General features: G+C 65.0%; 16 protein-coding genes. 9 read left to right on the forward strand and 7 right to left on the reverse strand.

All coding sequences use genetic code 11. The annotated features are described in order from the left end of the window. Positions 1 to 32 precede the first annotated feature (32 nt). The 3 genes from AC05QJ_RS18200 to AC05QJ_RS18210 all read right to left on the reverse strand — a co-directional run bounded on the left by AC05QJ_RS18200 (position 33) and on the right by AC05QJ_RS18210 (position 5,414). Entirely contained in the window at positions 33 to 2,270 is a 2,238-nt protein-coding gene (locus AC05QJ_RS18200) for a tetratricopeptide repeat protein (RefSeq protein ID WP_476742683.1), read from the reverse strand. A gap of 72 nt (positions 2,271 to 2,342) precedes the next feature. Then, positions 2,343 to 4,028 carry an arylsulfatase gene (locus tag AC05QJ_RS18205; RefSeq protein WP_476742684.1) on the reverse strand — a complete coding sequence of 562 codons (1,686 nt, stop codon included), beginning with the start codon at positions 4,026 to 4,028 and terminating at the stop codon, positions 2,343 to 2,345. A 63-nt stretch (positions 4,029 to 4,091) separates the two neighbouring features. Further along, positions 4,092 to 5,414 carry an alginate export family protein gene (locus AC05QJ_RS18210; protein WP_476742685.1) on the reverse strand — a complete coding sequence of 441 codons (1,323 nt, stop codon included), beginning with the start codon at positions 5,412 to 5,414 and terminating at the stop codon, positions 4,092 to 4,094. A 348-nt stretch (positions 5,415 to 5,762) separates the two neighbouring features. Here AC05QJ_RS18210 and AC05QJ_RS18215 point away from each other — a divergent pair, with 348 nt between their 5' ends. The 3 genes from AC05QJ_RS18215 (at position 5,763) to AC05QJ_RS18225 (ending at position 8,407) form a co-directional block, all read left to right on the forward strand. Beyond that, positions 5,763 to 7,070 (forward strand): MFS transporter, encoded by a 1,308-nt coding sequence (locus AC05QJ_RS18215; protein ID WP_476742686.1) that lies wholly within the window; start codon positions 5,763 to 5,765, stop codon positions 7,068 to 7,070. 47 nt (positions 7,071 to 7,117) lie between these two features. Beyond that, a complete protein-coding gene (locus AC05QJ_RS18220) occupies positions 7,118 to 7,654 on the forward strand; it encodes a YbhB/YbcL family Raf kinase inhibitor-like protein (RefSeq protein ID WP_476742687.1) in 537 nt (178 codons plus the stop codon). A gap of 87 nt (positions 7,655 to 7,741) precedes the next feature. Then, on the forward strand, positions 7,742 to 8,407 hold the full coding sequence (locus tag AC05QJ_RS18225) for a M24 family metallopeptidase (RefSeq protein ID WP_476742688.1): 666 nt from the start codon (positions 7,742 to 7,744) through the stop codon (positions 8,405 to 8,407). 201 nt (positions 8,408 to 8,608) lie between these two features. Here AC05QJ_RS18225 and AC05QJ_RS18230 read toward each other — a convergent pair whose 3' ends face one another. The 3 genes from AC05QJ_RS18230 to AC05QJ_RS18240 are packed head-to-tail and all read right to left on the reverse strand — an operon-like array spanning position 8,609 to position 10,195. Further along, positions 8,609 to 9,172, reverse strand: coding sequence for a cupin domain-containing protein (locus AC05QJ_RS18230; protein WP_476742689.1), 564 nt, complete (start codon positions 9,170 to 9,172; stop codon positions 8,609 to 8,611). Next, positions 9,162 to 9,956 (reverse strand): exodeoxyribonuclease III, encoded by a 795-nt coding sequence (locus AC05QJ_RS18235; RefSeq protein WP_476742690.1) that lies wholly within the window; start codon positions 9,954 to 9,956, stop codon positions 9,162 to 9,164. The genes AC05QJ_RS18230 and AC05QJ_RS18235 overlap by 11 nt, the downstream gene beginning before the upstream one ends. Continuing rightward, positions 9,953 to 10,195 carry a hypothetical protein gene (locus AC05QJ_RS18240; RefSeq protein ID WP_476742691.1) on the reverse strand — a complete coding sequence of 81 codons (243 nt, stop codon included), beginning with the start codon at positions 10,193 to 10,195 and terminating at the stop codon, positions 9,953 to 9,955. Before AC05QJ_RS18240 ends, AC05QJ_RS18235 begins: the two co-directional genes overlap by 4 nt. A gap of 157 nt (positions 10,196 to 10,352) precedes the next feature. Here AC05QJ_RS18240 and AC05QJ_RS18245 point away from each other — a divergent pair, with 157 nt between their 5' ends. Then, positions 10,353 to 10,910: a type 1 glutamine amidotransferase domain-containing protein gene (locus AC05QJ_RS18245; protein WP_476742692.1), complete on the forward strand. Its 558-nt coding sequence runs from the start codon at positions 10,353 to 10,355 to the stop codon at positions 10,908 to 10,910. 45 nt (positions 10,911 to 10,955) lie between these two features. Here the strand turns inward: AC05QJ_RS18245 and AC05QJ_RS18250 are convergent, their stop codons facing one another. Further along, the gene (locus tag AC05QJ_RS18250; protein ID WP_476742693.1) at positions 10,956 to 11,225 is read right to left on the reverse strand and encodes a PepSY domain-containing protein; all 270 of its coding nucleotides are present in this window, start codon (positions 11,223 to 11,225) and stop codon (positions 10,956 to 10,958) included. A gap of 137 nt (positions 11,226 to 11,362) precedes the next feature. On the opposite strand from AC05QJ_RS18250, the gene AC05QJ_RS18255 reads away from it, so the two are divergent. The 5 genes from AC05QJ_RS18255 (at position 11,363) to bcsB (ending at position 20,129) form a co-directional block, all read left to right on the forward strand. Then, entirely contained in the window at positions 11,363 to 11,743 is a 381-nt protein-coding gene (locus AC05QJ_RS18255) for a RidA family protein (RefSeq protein WP_476742694.1), read from the forward strand. 240 nt (positions 11,744 to 11,983) lie between these two features. Continuing rightward, complete coding sequence (locus tag AC05QJ_RS18260; RefSeq protein WP_476742695.1) at positions 11,984 to 13,975, forward strand: peptidase U32 family protein; 1,992 nt, start codon at positions 11,984 to 11,986, stop codon at positions 13,973 to 13,975. 453 nt (positions 13,976 to 14,428) lie between these two features. Next, positions 14,429 to 15,601 (forward strand): cellulose biosynthesis protein BcsQ, encoded by a 1,173-nt coding sequence (bcsQ, locus tag AC05QJ_RS18265; RefSeq protein WP_476742696.1) that lies wholly within the window; start codon positions 14,429 to 14,431, stop codon positions 15,599 to 15,601. A 71-nt stretch (positions 15,602 to 15,672) separates the two neighbouring features. Then, positions 15,673 to 17,823 (forward strand): UDP-forming cellulose synthase catalytic subunit, encoded by a 2,151-nt coding sequence (bcsA, locus tag AC05QJ_RS18270; protein ID WP_476742697.1) that lies wholly within the window; start codon positions 15,673 to 15,675, stop codon positions 17,821 to 17,823. Continuing rightward, positions 17,820 to 20,129, forward strand: coding sequence for a cellulose biosynthesis cyclic di-GMP-binding regulatory protein BcsB (gene bcsB / locus AC05QJ_RS18275; protein ID WP_476742698.1), 2,310 nt, complete (start codon positions 17,820 to 17,822; stop codon positions 20,127 to 20,129). Before bcsA ends, bcsB begins: the two co-directional genes overlap by 4 nt.

The raw sequence follows: 20,129 nt of genomic DNA on the forward strand, positions 1-20,129 counted from the left end.
CCTGAAGCTTGATACACCGCCCTGATTCAGACTCATGGATGGCTTTGCAAGCGCGCCCGAACCGCCTGCGACAAGCGCTCGCAGCGCGCATCCCGGGTGCGCTCGCAGTACGCCAGCGCCGCCTTGCCCTGCCCCATGCGCACGCTGATGAACGCCAGCGCATACAACAGGTCAGGATTGTGCGGATCCTGTTCCAGCCCTCCGAGCAACGCGACTCGCCCCTCTTCCTGCCGGCCCATGCGGTTCAACAGCAACCCGAGGTTGTACGAGGCTCTCGGGGTGCCGGCGCGACGCAGCCAGTCGACGGCCTCGTCGGTACTGCCTTGCTGGAGCAGCAAAAGGCCAAGGGCATAAGCCAGTTCAGCGTCTTTGGGCTGCAACGCCAATCCGTCACCAAGCAATGCCTCGGTCTCGGCCACCTTGCCCTGCCCCATCAACAACCGCGCAAGCCCGGTGCGCGCCGGCACGTAGCAGGCATCCTGCTGTAACGCCTGACGGTAGTTGTCGATGGCTTCGGCGATCCGGCCCTGGCGCTCCTGCAGCACCGCCAGGTTGAGCCGGCCGGCGGGCAGGTCGGCGTTGGTCTTCAAACGCTGTTCGTGATCGCCGAGTAGCGCGGCAAGACGGTCGCTATCCGGCACCTGCAGATCGGCCAGCCCTCGCGCCGCCTGATCGCGGACGGCGAGACTCGGGTCTTGCAACATCGGCAACAGGTACTGCAGGCGCTGCGCCGGGGGTTGTCCCTCGATGCCACGGGCCGCTTGCAGGCGCACCTGCGCATCGGCATCGCCCAGCGCCCCGACCAGACTGGCCTGCAACGCCCCGCCATAGCCCGCGCCAAGCTCCACCGCACTGGCCCGGACAATGGCGGGCCGGGTGGTGTCTTCGATCAGCTTCGCCAGGTGCGGGATCACCGATGGATCCTGGCGGCGGGCGGCGGCGAAGGTCTCGCCGTAATGCGGCTCGCGCCGAGGATGCGCGAACCAGCCGTCGATGGCCTCGACCGCCCATTGCGCGCTCTGGTCGTTGTGGCATTGGGTGCAGGCGTCAGGTGCGCCGGTACTGGCGTCGAGGTCCGGCCGGGGAATGCGCAGGGCGTGGTCGCGGCGCACGTCCACGCCCATATAGGTGCGGGTCGGCATATGGCAATTGACGCACTGCGCACCGGGCGATCCCGCCGGGTGATGATGGTGGCCCGGGGTGTCGTAGTCCTGCTTAGTCAGGCTGGGGAACTGCGGGTTGCCGGCCGGGCTGTGGCAGGCCTTGCACAGGTCATTGCCCTCGGCCCGCAGCTTCGTGGTGTGGGGATCGTGGCAGTTGGTGCAGGACACGCCCTTGGCGAACATTTTGCTCTGGGTGAAGGAGCCGTATTCGAAGACCTCGTCGAGGATCTGCCCGTCGGCATGGTAGAGCCCCGCGGACAACACCGCCGGACGCATGGCGTCGAGCAGCGGCTGGCCTGGCTGGCTGCTATTGCCCAGCGGCTGACGGCGGCTGTGACAGCGAGCACATTGCTCTACGACATAGCCCTTGGTCGGGTTGCGGAAATCCACCTCCAGGCCCTTGTCGGTCGCCGGGCTGACCGCGGACGGCTGCTGCGCCCAGTCAAGATGGCGCTGGCCCGGACCATGACAGCTCTGGCAGCCCACGGCCATTTCGCTCCAGGTGCTGCGGAAGCTGTCGCTGGCGGCGTCGTAGCCCTTTTGCAGGTTGCCCGAGTGGCAGTCGGCGCACATGGCGTTCCAGTTCTGGTAGCGGCCCGTCCAGTGCAGGGCGTCGTCCGGAGTAAAGCGCTGGCCGGGGTACAGCGAATACCAGCGCTGGCCGCCCTGCTCCTGCGGCCGGCTGTCCCAGGCGACGGTGAGGCTTTGCAGGCGACCGCCGGGGCGTTCGATCAGGTACTGCTGAAGCGGGTCGAAACCGAAGGTATAGGCAATGGGGAAATCGGCAGGCTTGCCGTCCTCGCCCTCGGCGTTGACGAAGTAGCGTCCGGCGCGCTTGAAGAAGCGCATGCGCACGCCGCTGGAATCACTGAAGACGGTGTCATTGAAATCGCCGAGCACGTTGCCGTCTCGGGCTTCGCGCAGGGACCAGCTGTGGTGCGATCTGGCCCAGGCGTCGGCCTGGGACTGGTGGCAGGCGGTGCAGCGCGCCTGGGCGACGTAGCCATTGGCAAGCGCCTGGGTCGGCGGGCGCGGTTCGGCGGCGCCGACGGAAAAAGTCAGGAGCAGTAGCAGGGTCAGACAGTGCAGACGTGCACGGGTGAGCATCTTTCATTCTCTACATCTTGCATCCACGCTGCAGGAGCTGGCGAAGCCTGCTCCTGCAAGGCGATGAGCTGCTTAATAGCCGCTGACGTGGTCCGGCAGGATCACATGGTTCTCCCGCGCATACTGGTCCCACACCTGTTTCAGCTCGGCTACCTTCTGCGGTTGCTGGGCGCTGAGGTCATGGCGCTCGGCCATGTCCGAGTGCAGGTTGAACAATTGCCACTCCCCCGTGCCCCACGGCTTGGGCATATGTACCAGCTTCCAGTCGCCCTTGCGCACGAAACGCTTGCCGAACAGTTCCCCGCCCTCGGTGCGTTCCGCCCCTTGCCCGCCCTTGAGCAGCGGGATGATCGAGGTACCGGTCATCGGCACCACGTCACGGCCCTTGTAGTGCTGCCCGGGGTGCTTGACCCCAGCCAGCTCCAGCAAGGTCGGGGCGAAGTCCTTGACGCTGACCAGTTGATCGAGCTTCTTGCCGTGCTGATCGACACCCGGAATACGGATGATACCGGCCGTACGCGTGCCGCCCTCGGTAGGGAAACCCTTGAACAGACTCAGGGTCGGCGCTGCCACCCGCGACCAGTTCGGGCCGAGGAAGGTGTACGAACCCGGCTTGCCCATGTGCGCGTAGCTGAAGTCGTTGGTCTCGTCGATCACCTTGCGGATTTTCGGGAACTGGTCTGCCGGCCAGGTCTCGTCAAGGTCGTGGCCCTCTGCGCCGTTGTCGGAGATGAAGATCACCACGGTGTTGTCGTACAGACCGTTCTGCCGCAGGTAGTCGAAGACCCGACCGGTGTTGGCGTCCATCTGGTCGATCATGGCGGCGTAGATTTCCATCGCCCGGGCTTCACGCTGACGCTCCTCGGCGCTCAGGCTGTCCCACGGCCGCCCCTTGGGCGAGCGGGCAGCGGCTTCGGCGTCCTGGGGAATCAGGCCAAGGGCCTTCTGCTTGTCCAGGCGCGCCTGCAGCAGCGCATCGTAGCCGGCGTCATAGCGACCACGGTACTTGGCGATGGCCGCATCCGGGGCCTGCAACGGCCAGTGCGGCGCGGTGAAGGCCAGCATGCCGAAGAACGGCCGGCCGCTGTCCTTGTCGGCGGCGATATAGCGAATCATCTGGTCGGCATAGAACTGGCTGGAGTAGCTGAAGTCCGCCGGCAGCTTGTCCAGGCGTTTGCCGTCCTCGGCGTATGGGGCCTTGGCGTCCGGGGTCGGCGCGTAGGCCGGTTTCATGTCCGGATAGTGGCTGGCTCCGCCACTGAGCAGACTGAAGGAATGCTCGAAACCGCGCTGGTCCGGGCCGGTCTGCTCGCTGCTGCCCAGGTGCCATTTACCGGCCAGGTAGGTGTCGTAGCCGGAGTCGCGCAGCAGCGAGGCAATGGTCACGGCGCGATCGTTCAGATAGCCCTCGTAGCCTTTCTTGCCTTCCTGGTTGGGCGCGGTTTCCTCGGCCATGTTGCCCAGGCCGACCTGGTGCGGGTCGGCGCCGGTCAGCAGCGCAGCGCGGGTTGGCGAACAGGCCGGCATGGCCTGGAAGTTGGTCAGTTGCACACCGGAGGCGGCCAGGGAGTCGAGGTTGGGGGTCTCGATCTCGCTGCCGAAGCTGCCGAGGTCGGCGTAGCCCATGTCGTCGGCCACCACCACGAGAATGTTCGGCCGCGCCGGATCGTTGGATGCCGCCTGCGCCGCCGTCAGGGCCAGTGACGCCGTCAGGCCGACCGCCATGGCCAGGGCCGAGGGAAAGAAGGGAGCACGCATCGGGTTTGTTCCTTTTTATAAGTGACGCTATGGAGTGGGAAGCCACTCGTGCGGGAAAAGTCATCAAAACGCGAAGGAAATCACCAACTGGCTGTACAGATTCAGGTCGTCGCTACCCTGCTGCGAACCACCCTCCTCGGCACTTTTCTTCGGTTTGTACAGGCCCACCAAGGGGCTGACGGTGAAGTGGCCGACGGTCCAGTCGAGGTACAGGTCCAGTTCCCGGGCAGCGAGATCACCCTGGCTACGGTCGAGGGTGTTGAAGTCGAACAGCAGCACGCCCATGGCCACGTCCGGGTGCGGGGTCAGGCCGAGGCTGGCCATATGGATGACGGCGTTGCGCTGGAACGGTCCGGAGTAATTGCCCGCCACCTCGCCCTGGAACCAGGTGCCGTAGCCGCGGCTGAAACCGCTGAACAGCGGATCGTAGTCTTCCGAATAACGGCTGTAGCGGTAGCCGACCCGCGGCTGCCAGGGCAGGCCCGAGAAGGTCCAGCCGGCCTCGGCGTACCAGGCGTGTTCGTCGCCCAGGCGCTTGTCTTCGTGGGCATACTCGAACGACAGGAACAGGTCCTTGACCCCGGCGTTGCCCTGGGCCCGCAGGCTGGTGATCTCCAGGCCGTCGCGCTGAGCGCTGAAGGCGTTGGCCAGCCGGTCTTCGACATCCAGGCCCTTGACGTAGGTCAGGCCCACGGTGCCTTCCGGCGCCACATGCTCAAGCACACCGATGCCCAGTTCCGGCCTGGCCTTCAGATCGTTGTCGGATTTCAGCCAGATCAGGTCGCCGCGCCAGCCCTGCTGCCCGCCGAGGCGCAGCCAGGCGGTCTTGTCGAAGGCATTGCGTGCCGTCAGGTAATAGGCGCCGCCGCGGTCAAGGCTGCCATCGCCGAAGTTGTTGCCAACGCTCAGGCCATCGCCGTTGATGATGAAGCCGTCGCCGACCTTGACCTTCTGCCGGCCGCCGGAAATGTCCACGCCATCCTTGCCCAGCGCCGGGAACAGATCCCCGGAGCGCCAGCCGGCGTAGGCGCGGTCGATGTCGGTACGACGCTCGGTGCCGTCGGTGTAGCCGGCGGCGTCGCCCTCGTCCCAGGTGCCGTTGCTGACCAGGTTGAATTCGCCGTACAGCGACGAATTGCCGGCAGACGGGAAGCGCGTGGTGCCGCTCAGGCCGTAGCGCAGGAAAGCTTCCTGCCAGGCCACCGAACCGGGGTCGATCGGGCCGCCCTGGTTGTAGCTTTCCTCGCTGTGGAAGAAGCCCAGGGCGCCCTGGACGTTCAGTTTCAGTGTCGAGTCCGCGTCGGTGTACAGCTCGTAGGCCGAGGCGCCGGACGAAATGGCGCTCAGGGCCGCGGCCAGTAATGAGCCATGGCGAAACCTTTTCACATCAATCCCCTTTATTTTTATCGTAAGGACCAGTCGAGATCCGTATGAATCCGGATCACCGGGGAATTAACTCATCTGGATAGTCAGGTTTCTTGCACCTGCCTGCCGGGAATTTGCAGTTGCCTGCCAACCGGTAGGTTTCTTTCAGAGCGCCGCGACAATCCGTCACACCCATTCCCACCTGTCAACCACCCCCGCAAACCCATTAGAATTCCGCGCCCTTTTTCGCCTGGTCGTATCGAGCAGCGAACAATCCCAATAAACATGCAGCACCGGTCCGTCACGGTCCGGTCGATGTGCGCGCGCGTACCAAGGGTCTGTCCGTTAATCGAACTTCTTGAGGTACGTATGTCTCCGCGTTTGCTGGCGATGGCGCTGGCACCCCTGCTCGGCCTGTTCATCATGGCCCTGGGCAACGGTTTTCTGTCTTCCCTGACCACCTTGCGCCTGGCCGATGCCGGCGAATCGCCGACCATGATCGGCATGGTCTCCTCCGCCTATTTCATCGGCCTGACCCTGGGCGCTGTGTTCAATGACCGGCTGATCCTGCGCATCGGCCATATCCGCGCCTACAGCAGCTTCGCCTCGCTCATCGCCGTGACCATCCTCGCCCAGGGCCGGTTCGTCGATACCTGGGGCTGGGCGGTGCTGCGGATGATCAATGGCTGGGCCACGGTCGGCGTGTTCCTGGTGATCGAGAGCTGGCTGCTGATGGCCGGCGACACCAAGGTCCGCGGCCGCCTGCTGGCGCTGTACATGATCGCCTTCTATGGCGCCGGCGTGCTCAGCCAGGCGGCGCTGGGGTCCATTGCTGGCTGGAGCGATGCCGCGCCGTTCATGGTCGCCGGCATGCTGGCCGCCTTGTCGGTGCTGCCGATCGTGATCCTGCCGCGGGTGTCGCCGCTGCTGGAGCATGTCGAGCCGCTCAAGCCTCGGCAGTTGCTCAGCGTCACCCCGACCGGCCTGGTCGGCTGCTTCGGCTCGGGCGTGGCCATCGCCGCGATCTACACCCTGCTGCCGCTGTACTTGCAGCGCATCGGCCTGGATGTGGGGGAAGTCGGCCAGATGATGGCCTGGGTGATTCTCGGCGCCATGCTCCTGCAATACCCGGTGGGCCGCTGGTCGGACCGCAAGGACCGCCAGGACGTGCTGATCGCCCTGGGCATGCTGTGCACCGTGCTGTCGGTAGTGATCGTGCTGCTGCCGTCCGACTCCGCGCTGCTGCCGGCCATGCTGTTCCTGCTCGGTGGCGGCGTGTTCGCGGTGTACCCGGTGTCGGTCAGCCATGCCGCCGACCGTGCGCCGGTTGAAGCCCTGGTGCCGATGATCCAGGGCCTGCTGCTGATCAACTCGCTGGGCTCGGCCATCAGCCCGGTGGCGATTTCGCCGCTGATGAACAGCTACGGCGAAGTCGGCCTGTTCTGGGCGATGACCGCCATCAACCTTGCCCTGGTGAGTTTCTTCCTGTGGCGGCGCGGCAAGCGCCCGGTGCCGGCCAACCCTGCGCCGTTCGTGCCGTCGGCGACCTTTTCGCCCACCGGCGCCGAGCTGCGGGTGACCGACGACCTGCGCCACGCGGCCCAGGAGCACCCTCCGGTGCCGGAAATGGGCGAGCATGCCGGCAACCCGCCGGTCCCCCGCGCCGGCGTCGAGTAAGCGTCTACACTGCGGTGTCCCGACGATCACTTCAAAGGCGACCTGCAGTGAAAACCACCTTCCCCTCCCTCGCCGGCGCGCTGTTGCTGGCCCTGGCTGGCGCCGCACAGGCGGCGCCGCTGACCCTCACCTCCAGCTCCTTCACCGACGGCGGCACCCTCCCCCTGGCCCAGATCGGCGCCGACACCAACTGCGGAAAAGGTCAGGAACGCTCGCCCCAGGTGAGCTGGAAAAACCTTCCCGAAGGCACCCGTTCGGTGGCGCTGGTGATGTTCGACCCGGACGGTGCCAAGGGCCTGGGCGTGGTCCACTGGGTCGCCTACAACATCGACGCCAGCCGCGGCGAGCTGGCCGAAGGCGTCACCGAGGGCATCAGCATCGGCAGGAACGTCAAGGGCGCCACGGCGTACCGCGGACCTTGCCCACCGGCGGGCGACAACCCGCACCACTACAACCTGACCCTGATCGCCACCGACCTGGCCCCCGGCACACTGCCCGAAGGGCTGGACCGTGACGGCCTGCTCAAGGCGCTGCAAGGGCATGCGCTGGGTGGGCAAAGCCTGGTCGGGCTGTACGGGCACTGAGCGATTAACAAAATGTTGCAAGCCATATCGCTATATAGGAGGTTATATAGCCAAAACAGCCAGAGCCCTTGATAAAGAGAGCCCACCATGAACACCGCCGTGTACCCCAAGGAAGCCACCGGCGCGAACTACGCGCTGGAATCGATGCAATACGCCCAGGCCCGCACCTGGGAAGCAGTGGACGCGATCGCCGCGGTGATACGCCCGGGCATGACCGAGACCGAAGCCACCGCCCGTGGCAAGCAGATCCTTGCCGAGCTGGGCATGGAGCGCATCTGGCACCCGCTGCTGGTGCGCTTCGGCGCCAACACCCTGAAAGCCTTCAACCAGCGTTCGGACGGTGATCCGGTACTGGGCGAGCACGACATCTTTTTCATCGACATGGGCATCGTCTGGAAAGGCCATGAGGGCGATGCCGGCGCCACCTTCACCGTGGGCGACGATGCCGAGATGATCGCCTGCGCGGCGGCGGCGAAGGCGCTCTACCAACGTGTGGAGGCGCACTGGCGCGAGGCAGACTGCAGCGGTGTCGAGCTCTATGATTTTGCCGAACAGCAGGCCCGGGCCATGGGCTGGACGCTCAACCTGGACATCAAGGGGCACCGCGTCAGCGACTTCCCCCATGCCATCTACCGCGCGGGTGATCTTGGCGATTTTGCCGGGCGGCCTAATCGCGGCCTGTGGATCCTGGAAATCCAGATAGCCCACCCGAGCAAGCCGTATGGGGCGTTTTACGAGGATTTGCTGGCGTGAGCCTGTCGGCAGGCTGACAAGTGCAGGTCGCTCGATTTGCGGCGGCCGTGAGATCGAGCGCCGCCCGCGCGGCGCATCGCCGGCAACGCCGGCTCCCACATAATTTATCTGGCCAGACGCCGGTCCGGCGCCTGGCTCAGATACCCTGTGGGAGCCGGCGTTGCCGGCGATGAGGCCAGCAGGATCAACCGTGTTGTGCGGCTAGTGCTTGAAACCACTACGCTCCCCTCCCCAGGCCGCCATCAACGGCCCATCCTCCCCCGCCACCGGATCCGCCTCGGGCAAGGCAACCTGGGCGATCCGCGCCCTGGACGCCGCATGGCTGGCGCTGCTGGGGCGCTGGATATCGTAGTTTTCCTGTCCCCTCGGATAGGCGCCCACCACCAGAAAGTCCCGGCTGCATTCGACGCAGCGGTGCCCGGTGCCCGCTGGGAGGACCAGGACGTCACCGGTGCCGATGCTCAGAGTCTGACCAGACTGACCGCCGAGGGTCACCCGCGCCTGCCCGCGCACCACGGCCAGCGCTTCGTGGGCAGTGGAATGGTAATGGTGAAAATCGAAGATCCCGGCTCGCCACAAGGGCGTCCAGTGGTGCCGGCGAAACAGCGCCTCGAACGCCTCGGCGGCATCGCTGCCGGGCCGGGTCTGGAGAAAATAGCGAATCACCGGCAGCCGATTGTTGGGCGTGGCGCCGTCGTCCTGGAAGCGCAACTGCCGCACCGTGTCCAGGGCGCGCCGGGGATCGACGAAGGCTTCATCCGTCATGACGGGCTCCTGTATCGAGCTCGACCCAGGCCGGCGCATGGTCGCTGGCCTTGGGTTCGTTGCGCACCCAGGCATCGACGCCGCCATTCTTCAGGTGGGGCGCGAGGCTCGGGCTGAGCAGCAGATGGTCGATGCGCAGGCCGGAGTTTTTTGGCCAGTGCTCACGAAAATAGTCCCAGAACGTGTACAGCCGCTGGTCCGGGTAAAGATGACGCAACGAGTCGGTCCAGCCCTGGTCGAGCAGACGCCGATAGCAGGCGCGGCTCTCGGGTTGCAGCAACGCATCCTTGAGCCACGACCGCGGGTTGTAGATGTCGAAGTCGGTGGGCACGACGTTGAAGTCGCCGGCGAGGACCACCGGATGACCGCTGTCCAGCAGCACCCGAGCATGTTCGATCAGGCGCTCGAACCAGGCCAGCTTGTAGTCGAACTTCGGCCCCGGCTGCGGGTTGCCGTTGGGCAGATACAGGCAGGCCACCACCACGCCGTGGGCGGCGGCCTCCAGATACCGGCTCTGGCCGTCGTCGTCCATGCCTGGCAAGCCGCGGCGGATTTCCAGCGGCTCGGCGTCCCGAGCGAGGATAGCGACGCCATTCCAGGCCGCCTGGCCGACGTGCAGGCTGCCGTAGCCCGCCTCGGCCAGTTCCTGTGTCGGAAAAACCTCGGCCTTGAGTTCCTGCAGGCAGGCAATGTCAGGCTTTTCCCGCGCCAGCCAGTCGAGCAAATGCCCATGCCTGGCGCGGATACCATTGACGTTGAAGGTAGCGATCTTCAGCGCTTTCATGCTTCGGGGTCCGCCAGACGGTTATCCAGCGCCTCTTCCAGCGCCCGCGCATGGCCACCATTGGCCAGTGCCTTGAGCGCCCTGTATTCGTCCCAGTCCACCACCCCGCTGCTCAGCAATTGCTCGGCGCCCTGCAACAGGCTGGCGTGCCAGGCATCCGGAGAGTCCAGGCGGTAGCCGTCGTCCGTCAGCATGTCATGCCAGGCCTGGAGTTCCGGGCGGTGAGGCTTGTCATTCATGGCCGTGGTCCTGTTCAGGTGCCTTTCAGTTCTGAGCCCATGACCGTGAAGGACGTTCAATCTGCGGGAAAAAGAAAAACCAAACTTTTGCCAGGCGCCTTGCCTCAACAGAAGGCGGCGACAGTGGGTCGCTCACTTTCATTCCGGAGAACCCTTCATGAGCCAAGCATTGCAAGGCAAGAAAATCCTGGTCATCACCGCCAACGCCGGTATCGAGCGCGACGAGTTGCTCAAGCCACTGGAGGCGCTGCGCGCCGAGGGCGCGACCGTCATCCATGCTTCGATCAAGGGCGGGACCACCCAGACCTTCAAGCAGGACACGGAAAAGGACGTCACCGTGGACTCCGATGTGCAGCTCAAGGATGTGCAAAGCGCGGAATTCGCCGCGCTGGTGATTCCAGGCGGAACCGTCAACGCCGACACCCTGCGCGGCGATGCCGATGCGCAGCGGCTACTGAAAGAATTCACCGAAGCCGGCAAGGTGGTAGCCGCCATCTGCCACGGCCCCTGGGCACTGATCGACGCCGGCGTGGCCCGCGGCAAGACACTGACCTCCTACGCCAGCGTGGCGATCGACCTGAAGAATGCCGGGGCCGAATGGGTCGATGCGCAAGTCAAACAGTGCGGCGCCAATGGCTGGACACTGATCACCTCGCGCAAACCGGATGACCTGCCCGCGTTCAACAAGGCGATCATCGAGGCGCTGGTCGCCTGAAGCGGGCTCGCAAGGGCCGGTTAGCGGTCCTTGCGAGCGTAGGCATCAGTGATCCATCTCGTCCTTCACGATCTTGCCGCTGTGCGGATCGACCTTGAATTCATATTTCATCCCGTCCGCCTTGGTGCCTTCGCCTTCCCAATGGCCGTCATCGGCCTCGATCTTGGTGATCTGGGTGTAGCCGGCTGCCTTGAGGGTGGCCGTGGCCTGCTCCTGGGTGACTTTCCAGTCGGCACCGGGCTGGTCGGCCCAGGCCGGGGCAGACAGGGCGCCGATCAGGGCCAGGCCAGCGAACATCGAGGTCATGGATTTCATCGCATTGCTCCTTGTAGTGCATGAAAGGTCTTCGATGGACTGGCGCGCACGCGCCGGGGTTCAACCGGATTCGCCCTGCACCTGTGCACGGCTTACACTGTGCAGCCTGTTTCAACCGAGTCAGCGAGAAAGCATTCATGGCAAACCAAGACATCACCTACATTCCCGATCCCGACCCGGAGTCGATTTCCTCCGACGTGACGGCCTTCAACGGCATCCTGATGTCGACCCAGATCCCCACCCGCGCCGACGGCAGCCTGGAGCTGGGCGATATCACCGCGCAGAGCGAATGCACCTTGCAGGCGCTGAAAGTGGCACTGGAAAAGGCCGGCAGCTCCCTGGACCGGGTGTTGCACCTGACTATCTACCTCACCGACATGGCCGACCGCCCGGCCTTCAACGCGGTCTACCAGCGCTTCTTCAGCCAGCCCTGGCCGGTGCGCGCCGCCGTCGGCGTTTCCGAACTGGCGGTAGAAGGCATGCGCGTGGAAGTGACGGCAATGGCGGCCAAAGGCTAGGGTCCGCTGCCGACCCTTGCAGGAGCGGCGGCGCAGCCGTCGTTAGCCTGAATCCCCGGTCAGCCTGGCGCACCCGGGACTCAGATTCATGGCCGCTTCGCGCCCAATCGCGGCTAAAGCCGCTGCCACGATAGGTGGCGCCGACACCACACCCAGGCCACCGGGCAGCATTCGGATGCCCGGCGGGCATTTCGCCGCTACAATGCGCGCCTTGACCGTGTCGTAGCCTAGAAAAACATCATGTCCTTGCCCAAACATCACCTGGAATTGCTCAGCCCTGCCCGCGATGTCGCCATCGCCCGCGAGGCTATCCTGCATGGCGCCGACGCCGTGTACATCGGCGGTCCGAGCTTCGGCGCACGGCATAACGCCTGCAACGAAGTCAGCGACATCGCCCAACTGGTGGAATTCGCCCGCCGCTATCACGCCCGCGTGTTCACCACCATCAACACCATCCTCCACAACAACGAACTGGAGCCGGCCCGCGCGCTGATCCACCAGCTCTACGACGCCGGTGTCGACGCGCTGATCGTCCAGGACCTGGGGGTGATGGAGCTGGACATCCCGCCGATCGAGCTGCACGCCAGTACCCAGACCGACATCCGCACCCTGGCCCGGGCCAGGTTCCTCGACCAGGCCGGGTTCTCGCAACTGGTGTTGGCCCGCGAGCTGAACCTCAAGGAAATCCGGGCCATCGCCGACGAAACCGACGCGGCGATCGAATTCTTCATTCACGGTGCGCTGTGCGTGGCCTTCTCCGGCCAGTGCAACATCTCCCACGCCCAGACCGGTCGCAGCGCCAACCGCGGCGACTGCTCCCAGGCCTGTCGCCTGCCGTACACGCTGAAGGACGAAAAAGGCGGCGTGATCGCCTATGAAAAACACCTGCTGTCGATGAAGGACAACAACCAGAGCGCCAACCTGCGCGCGCTGGTCGACGCCGGCGTGCGCTCGTTCAAGATCGAGGGCCGCTACAAGGACATGGGCTATGTGAAGAACATCACTGCCTATTACCGCCAGCGCCTGGACGAAATCCTCGAAGACCGCCCGGACCTGGCCCGCGCCTCCAGCGGCCGCACCGCGCACTTCTTCGTGCCCGACCCGGACAAGACCTTCCACCGTGGCAGCACCGACTACTTCGTCAGCGAGCGCAAGATCGACATCGGTGCGTTCGACTCGCCGACCTTCACCGGCCTCGCGGTGGGCGTGGTGGAGAAAGTCGGCAAGCGCGACCTGCAGGTGGTCACCCACGACCCGCTGTCCAACGGTGACGGCCTCAACGTGCTGGTCAAGCGTGAAGTGGTCGGCTTCCGCGCCAATATCGCCGAGCTCAAGGGCGAGTTCGAGGAAGACGGCGAGAAACGCTACCGCTACCGCGTCGAGCCCAACGAGATGCCAGAGGGCCTGTACAAGCTGCGCCCCAACCATCCGCTGAGCCGCAACCTCGACCACAACTGGCAGCAAGCGCTGCAGAAGACCTCCGCCGAGCGCCGTGTCGGCCTGTCCTGGGTCGCCCGTCTGCGCGAGGAGCGCCTGCAACTGACCGCCATCAGCGAAGAGGGCGTCAGTGCCAGCGCCAGCCTCGACGGTCCGTTCGGCGAAGCCAACAAGCCACAGCAGGCCCTGGACCAGTTGCACGACCTGCTCGGCCAACTGGGCACCACCCAGTACCACGCTGACTCCATCGAACTGGATGCGCCCCAGGCGTTCTTCATTCCCAACTCGCAACTCAAGGCTCTGCGGCGCGAGGTCATCGAATCGCTGACCAATGCCCGGGTCGGCGCTCACCCGCGCGGCGCACGCAAGGCCGAAACCACCCCGCCGCCGGTCTATCCCGAGTCGCACCTGTCGTTCCTGGCCAACGTCTACAACGAGAAAGCCCGGGCCTTCTACCATCGCCATGGCGTCGAGCTGATCGATGCGGCCTACGAGGCCCACGAGGAAACCGGTGAAGTACCGGTGATGATCACCAAGCACTGCCTGCGCTTCTCCTTCAACCTGTGCCCCAAACAGGCCAAGGGCGTGACCGGCGTGCGCACCAAGGTGGCGCCGATGCAACTGGTGCACGGTGACGAGGTGCTGACCCTGAAGTTCGATTGCAAGCCTTGCGAAATGCACGTGATCGGCAAGATGAAGGGCCACATTCTCGACCTGCCGCAGCCTGGCAGCGCAGTCGTGGGCCATATCAGCGCCGAAGACCTGCTCAAGACCATCCCCCGCGCGCCTCATTGAGGCGCCTCCAGGCATCGTTCTTGCCTGCTCACCTCCCGCGGCGACCGGGTTTTCCGGCCGCCACGGCGATGGCAAAAAGCCTGCTACCGCTCAGCGCCCTGTGGCCTTCCAGCCATTGGTCTTTGCGCAAACTGTAGGAAATATTGATATCATCTGTACGCTTTTTCCTACACGGATCAGGCGTTGCCTCAGAAAAATCTGTCAGGTTAGACCCTAAGTACTATTCAACTTTAACGAATACAGGCCGATGCATTGAAGGATGACGCGTGCCAGAGCCCTCGCTTGCAGGTCAATTTTCCGGCGCTGTTTTTTCTGCTACCCGTCGTCGGAAAGCGAAGGACAAAAAATAATCAGATTATTGACACCGTCATTTTGATATCACACCCTTACCCTCTTGGAAGTCCTGATCCTGCCCTTCTGTAGTCCAGATAGCCGTAGGCTGGAAGTACATATATGAGTCAAGCAGACGATATTGGAAACCTGTTCCACCGCTTTGGGGCAAGTGCTGATAGCTACAAGGAAATCAACACCGAGTTCGAATTCCTCGAACCCCTCCCGGTCGTTGTCGAACCGCCCGTGCCCGCCGCAAGCGCAGCGCTGCCCGCCAAGTCGCCGGCTGTGACACTGGTGGAGATCAAGCGTCCCGCGACGGTCGCCGCCCGCCCCGCTGCCCCGGCGCTACCTGCTGCGGCACTGCCACCCGCGCTGCCCGAGCCGTCCTTTGTTGCCGAACAGGCGCCAGCCGGGTCGCTGCGTGATCGCCTGGCCGCAGTCGCCCGTGACCGTCGCGCCGCCGCCGGGGAAAACAACCGTCGCGCCCTCGACAACGCCCTGCGTGCCCAGCCCGCACAACGCCCGCAAGCCCACGTCATCGTAGTGATGTCGGCCAAGGGCGGCGTCGGCAAGACCACCGTAGCGGCGTCGCTGGCCAGACTGCTCAAACGCCCGCACGGCCGTACCCTGGTCCTTGATCTCGACCCGCAGAACGCGCTGCTCAGCCACTTCAGGCTGCCCCGTTCCACCCCTGGCATCAACCAGGCCCGCCTGGAAGAAAGCGGCTGGGATGGCATCCGCGCGATCACCGAGAGCGGTATCGAATGCCTGCCCTTCGGTCCGAGCAACGCCGCCGACCTGCGCGCCTTCGAAGCACAACTGGCGGCCAATCCGGCGTGGTTGATGCAGCAACTGGCGACCCTCGAACTGGGCCCCGACGACCTGCTGGTGATCGACAGCGCCACCGGCGCTTCACCCTGGTTGCACCCCATGCTGGCCATCGCCGACCAGGTGGTGGCATTGACCCTGGCGGACGCCGCCTCTTACCTGGTGCTCGACAAGTTGCAGGCCTGGCTCGCGCCGCTGCGCCCGGGCACCGCCTTTTTCCTGGTCAACCAGGTCGACCCGCAGCGCCCCTTGAGCCTGGACATGGCTGAAGTGCTGCGCCAGCAACTGGCCGACCGCTGGCTCGCCCACGTTCCGCTGGACCCCCAGCTCGACGACGCCCTGACGTTCGAATACGACCCCTTCCAGCAACCGGTCGACAGCCCCGCCTGCCACGCACTGCGCGGCGTGGCTGACGACCTGGCTCAACGCATCGAGCAGCACCGCAAAGAAACCAGCGCCCCATGACAGCCCAACTCACACCGACGCCGGAGCTGCCGACGTCCAGGAGAGCGCGGGCGTTTGCCTGGCTTACCCGAATGGAACACTGGCCCCATGTGGTCAAGCTCGGCCTGAAGATCACCGCGGCGGTGATCGGCCTGCTGCTGTTGGTGGCCGTCATCACGGCGCCGCTGGATCTGGAGCGCCAGTTCGCGTTCGCCGGGCTGTGCCTGGGGTTGCTGCTGATCCTGCGCAAGGTGCCGGGGCGCATGGCGGTGCTGGCGATGATCGTCCTGTCGCTGATCGCCACCTTGCGCTACGTCTACTGGCGCCTGACCGACACCCTTGGCTTCGACAATTGGGTGGACATGTTCTTCGGCTACGGCCTGGTGGCCGCCGAGACCTACGCGCTGATCATTCTCGCCTTCGGCTACATGCAGACCGCCTGGCCGCTCAAGCGCAAACCGAAGATCCTCACCCAGCCGCCGGAAGAATGGCCGGTGGTGGACGTGTTCGTGCCGACGTACAACGAAGAGCTGAGCATCGTCAAACTCACCGTGCTGGCCGCCCAGGCCATGGACTGGCCCCGTGACAAGCTGCGGGTCCATGTGCTCGATGACGGACGCCGCGAGGAATTTCGCGAGTTCGCCCGGCAGATCGGGGTGAACTACATCGTTCGCGACAACAACCGTCACGCCAAGGCCGGTAACCTCAACGAAGCGCTGAAGGTCACCGATGGCGAGTTCGTCGCCATCTTCGACGCCGACCACGTACCGACCCGCTCCTTCCTGCAGGTGACCATGGGCTGGTTCCTCAAGGACCCGAAGCTGTCGCTGCTGCAGACGCCGCACTTCTTCTTCTCCCCCGACCCGTTCGAGAAGAACCTCAACACCTTCCGTTCGGTGCCCAACGAGGGCGAGTTGTTCTACGGCCTGGTGCAGGACGGCAACGACCTGTGGAATGCCACGTTCTTCTGTGGTTCCTGCGCGGTCATCCGCCGCACCCACCTGCTGGAAGTCGGAGGCGTGGCGGTGGAAACCGTGACCGAGGACGCCCACACCGCCCTCAAGCTCAACCGCAAGGGCTACAACACCGCCTACCTGGCCATTCCCCAGGCCGCGGGCCTGGCCACCGAAAGCCTGTCGCGACATATCAACCAGCGGATCCGCTGGGCCCGGGGCATGGCGCAGATCTTCCGCACCGACAACCCCTTCACCGGCAAGGGCCTGAACTTCGGCCAGCGGGTCTGCTACGTCAACGCCATGCTGCACTTCTTCTATGGCCTGCCACGCCTGGTGTTCCTCACGGCGCCCCTGGCCTACCTGATCTTCGGCGCACAGATCTTCCATGCCTCGGCACTGATGATCACCGCCTACGTGCTGCCGCACATCTTCCATGCCAGCCTGACCAACTCGCGGATCCAGGGGCGTTTCCGCCACTCGTTCTGGAACGAGGTCTACGAGTCGGTACTGGCCTGGTACATCATGCGTCCGGTACTGGTGGCACTGATCAACCCGAAAATCGGTGGCTTCAACGTCACCGACAAGGGCGGCATCATCGAGAAGGACTACTTCGACTGGAAGCTGGCCCGGCCCTACATCGTCCTCCTGGCGCTGAACCTGATCGGCATCGTCTGTGGTGTGGTGCAACTGTTCATCGGCGACCCCAACGCCGTGATCACCATCATCATCAACCTGGGCTGGACGCTCTATAACGTCATCATGACCAGCGCCGCCGTGGCGGTGGCCAGTGAAAGCCGCCAGGTGCGCACCGAGCCCCGGGTCCATGCCGAACTGCCGGTACGCCTGACCCTGCCGGACGGCCGCAGCTTCGACTGCACCACCCTCGACTTCTCGCAGAGCGGCGTCGGCGTCAAGCTGCCGCCCGAGCTGAGCCTGAGCAAGGACATGGAACTGGACGTCACCCTGCACCGCCAGGGCCAGGCCTGCGTGCTGCCGGCGCGGGTGATGTTCGCCCGCGGCAACATGGCCGGCATGCGCTTCAAGGAACTGACCCTGCGCCAGCAGAGCGACATGGTCCGCCTGACGTTCTCCCGCGCCGATACCTGGGCCTCGACCTGGGGCGGCAGCCATGTCGATACCCCATGGCGTGCCCTGCGCTCGGTGAGCAAGGTCGGCCTGCGCGGCATGTCCGACCTGGGCAAGGCCAGCCTGGCCGCACTGCACCATCGTCGCTACTTCCGCAACAGCGACACCTCCACTCCCGAACCCGCAATGGAAAACCAATGACTGTCACGGCTCTCATCGGCGAAAACGTCACTCTGCTGCGCCGCCCGCGCACCCTGCTCGCCTGTGCGCTGCTGCTGGGCCTGAGCCATGCGGCCAGTGCCGAAGACGTGGTGGCTGCGACGCCAGCCCCGGCCAGCCCCGAGGCTGCCGTCATCTCCAGTGACGCGCCCGGCTATCGCCTGACGTTCAAGGCCCTGGGCAAGGACTACACCATGAGCCTGCGCGGCATCGAGTCGAGCGACACGGTCAACTTCGACATGCGCGCCGACGAAGTGGTGACCGGTGCCCAACTGACGCTGCAGTACACCTATTCGCCGGCACTGCTCAGCGACCTGTCGCAGATCAACATCCTGGTCAACGACGAAGTGGCCGCCAGCCTGCCGCTGCCCAAGGAAGGCGCCGGCACCCTGCAGAAACAGACGATACAGATCCCGCCGTACCTGATCACCGAGTTCAACCGCCTCAGCGTGCAGTTGATCGGCCACTACACCATGCAGTGCGAAGACCCGCTGCATTCGAGCCTGTGGGCCAAGGTCAGCAGCGACAGCCAACTGGACATCCAGGTTTCGCAAGTGGAATTGCCCAATGACCTCGCCGGCTTGCCGCTGCCTTTGTTCGACCGCCGCGACCGCCGCGCCCTGGACATGCCGTTCGTGTTTGCCGCCGCGCCCGACAACACCACCCTGGAGGCCGCCGGCGCGGTCTCGTCCTGGCTGGGCGCACTGGCCAGCTACCGCGGTGCGCGTTTCGCTACCCAGGTTCAGGGCTTGCCGGCCAAGGGCAACGGTATCGTGCTGGTCAACAGCCGCGACGCCAGCCACCTCGACGGCCTCGACCTGCCGGCGGTGCAGGGCCCGACCCTGTCGCTGGTGAGCAACCCCAACGACCGCTTCGGCAAGCTGCTGGTGATCGCCGGCCGCGACAGCGACGAAATCAAGCGCGCCGCCACCGCTCTGGTGATCGGCAGCCGCAGCCTTTCCGGGCAGAGCGTGCAGATCGACGCGGTCGACATCCTTGTGCCGCGCCAGCCCTACGACGCGCCCAACTGGCTGCCGACCGACCGTGCGGTACGCCTCGGCGAACTGCTGGAGCCGCGCCAGCTCAATGTCTCCGGCTACGCGCCGGCGATGATCACCATTCCGATGCGCCTTCCGCCGGACCTGTTCAACTGGCGCGAAGACGGTGCCCGGCTCAACCTCAAGTACCGCTACACGCCGCAGCAGACGTCCACCAACTCGTCGCTGATGGTCAGCTTCAACGACAATTTCATCCGTTCGATGAACCTGCCGTCGATCCAGAGCATGGGCGCCGGCGAGAAGCTGCTCAGCGCCCTCAAGAGCGACGACAGCCTCGGCCGCGAAGCCAGCATGCTGCTGCCGCTGGATTCGGTGGCGCTGCAGTCGCGCCTGCAGTTGCGCTTCATGTACGACTACCTGAAGCAGGGCGAATGTGGCGACATCATCATCGATAACATGCGCGGCGCCATCGACCCGGAATCCACCCTCGACCTGAGCGGCTATGACCACTTCATGGCCATGCCGAACCTGGGCGTGTTCAAGGACAGCGGTTTCCCCTTCACCCGCCTCGCCGACCTGTCGCAGACCGCGGTGATCCTCCCTGACAACGCCGGCCCTGCCGACTGGGATGCCTATCTGACCGTGCTCGGCCGCTTCGGCGACTCCACCGGTTACCCGGCCACCGCCGTCAGCGTCGGCCAGGCCGATGAGGTCACGCAGTTCGCCGACAAGGACCTGCTGGTGCTGTCGTCTGGCAACAACCAGCCGCTGCTCAAGACCTGGGCCGACTACCTGCCAAGCCGCAGCGAAGACGCCAAACGCTACGTCGAGTTCTCCGACCTGCCGCTGCGCCTGCGCGAATGGATCAGCCCCGACCCGGTGGCGAACCTGCGCAAGTCCCGCGGCGCCCTGACCTTCAGCGGCGAAAGCGGCAGTTCCTACGTCAGCGGCTTCGAATCGCCGCTCAAGAGCGGTCGCAGCGTGGTACTGCTGTCCAGCCCGCAGCAACAGCACCTGAGCGAAATCACCGATGCGCTGATCGGCGGCCAGCACTACACCCAGTCGCTGCAGGGCAGCCTGGCGGTGATCAAGGGCAAGCAGATCCAGTCGCTGGTGGCGGACGAAACCTACTACGTCGGCCATCTCGGCCCGTTCAAGTACATCCAGTGGCTGCTGTCGCGGCACGTGTTCATGCTGCTGTTGCTGACCGTCGCGGGTGTCGGCCTGGTCAGTTGCGCGGCCTACTTCTCGCTGCGGGCCATCGCCCGTCGCCGCCTCAAGGACGAGTGA

The sequence above is a fragment of the Pseudomonas sp. TUM25319 genome (assembly GCF_056388475.1).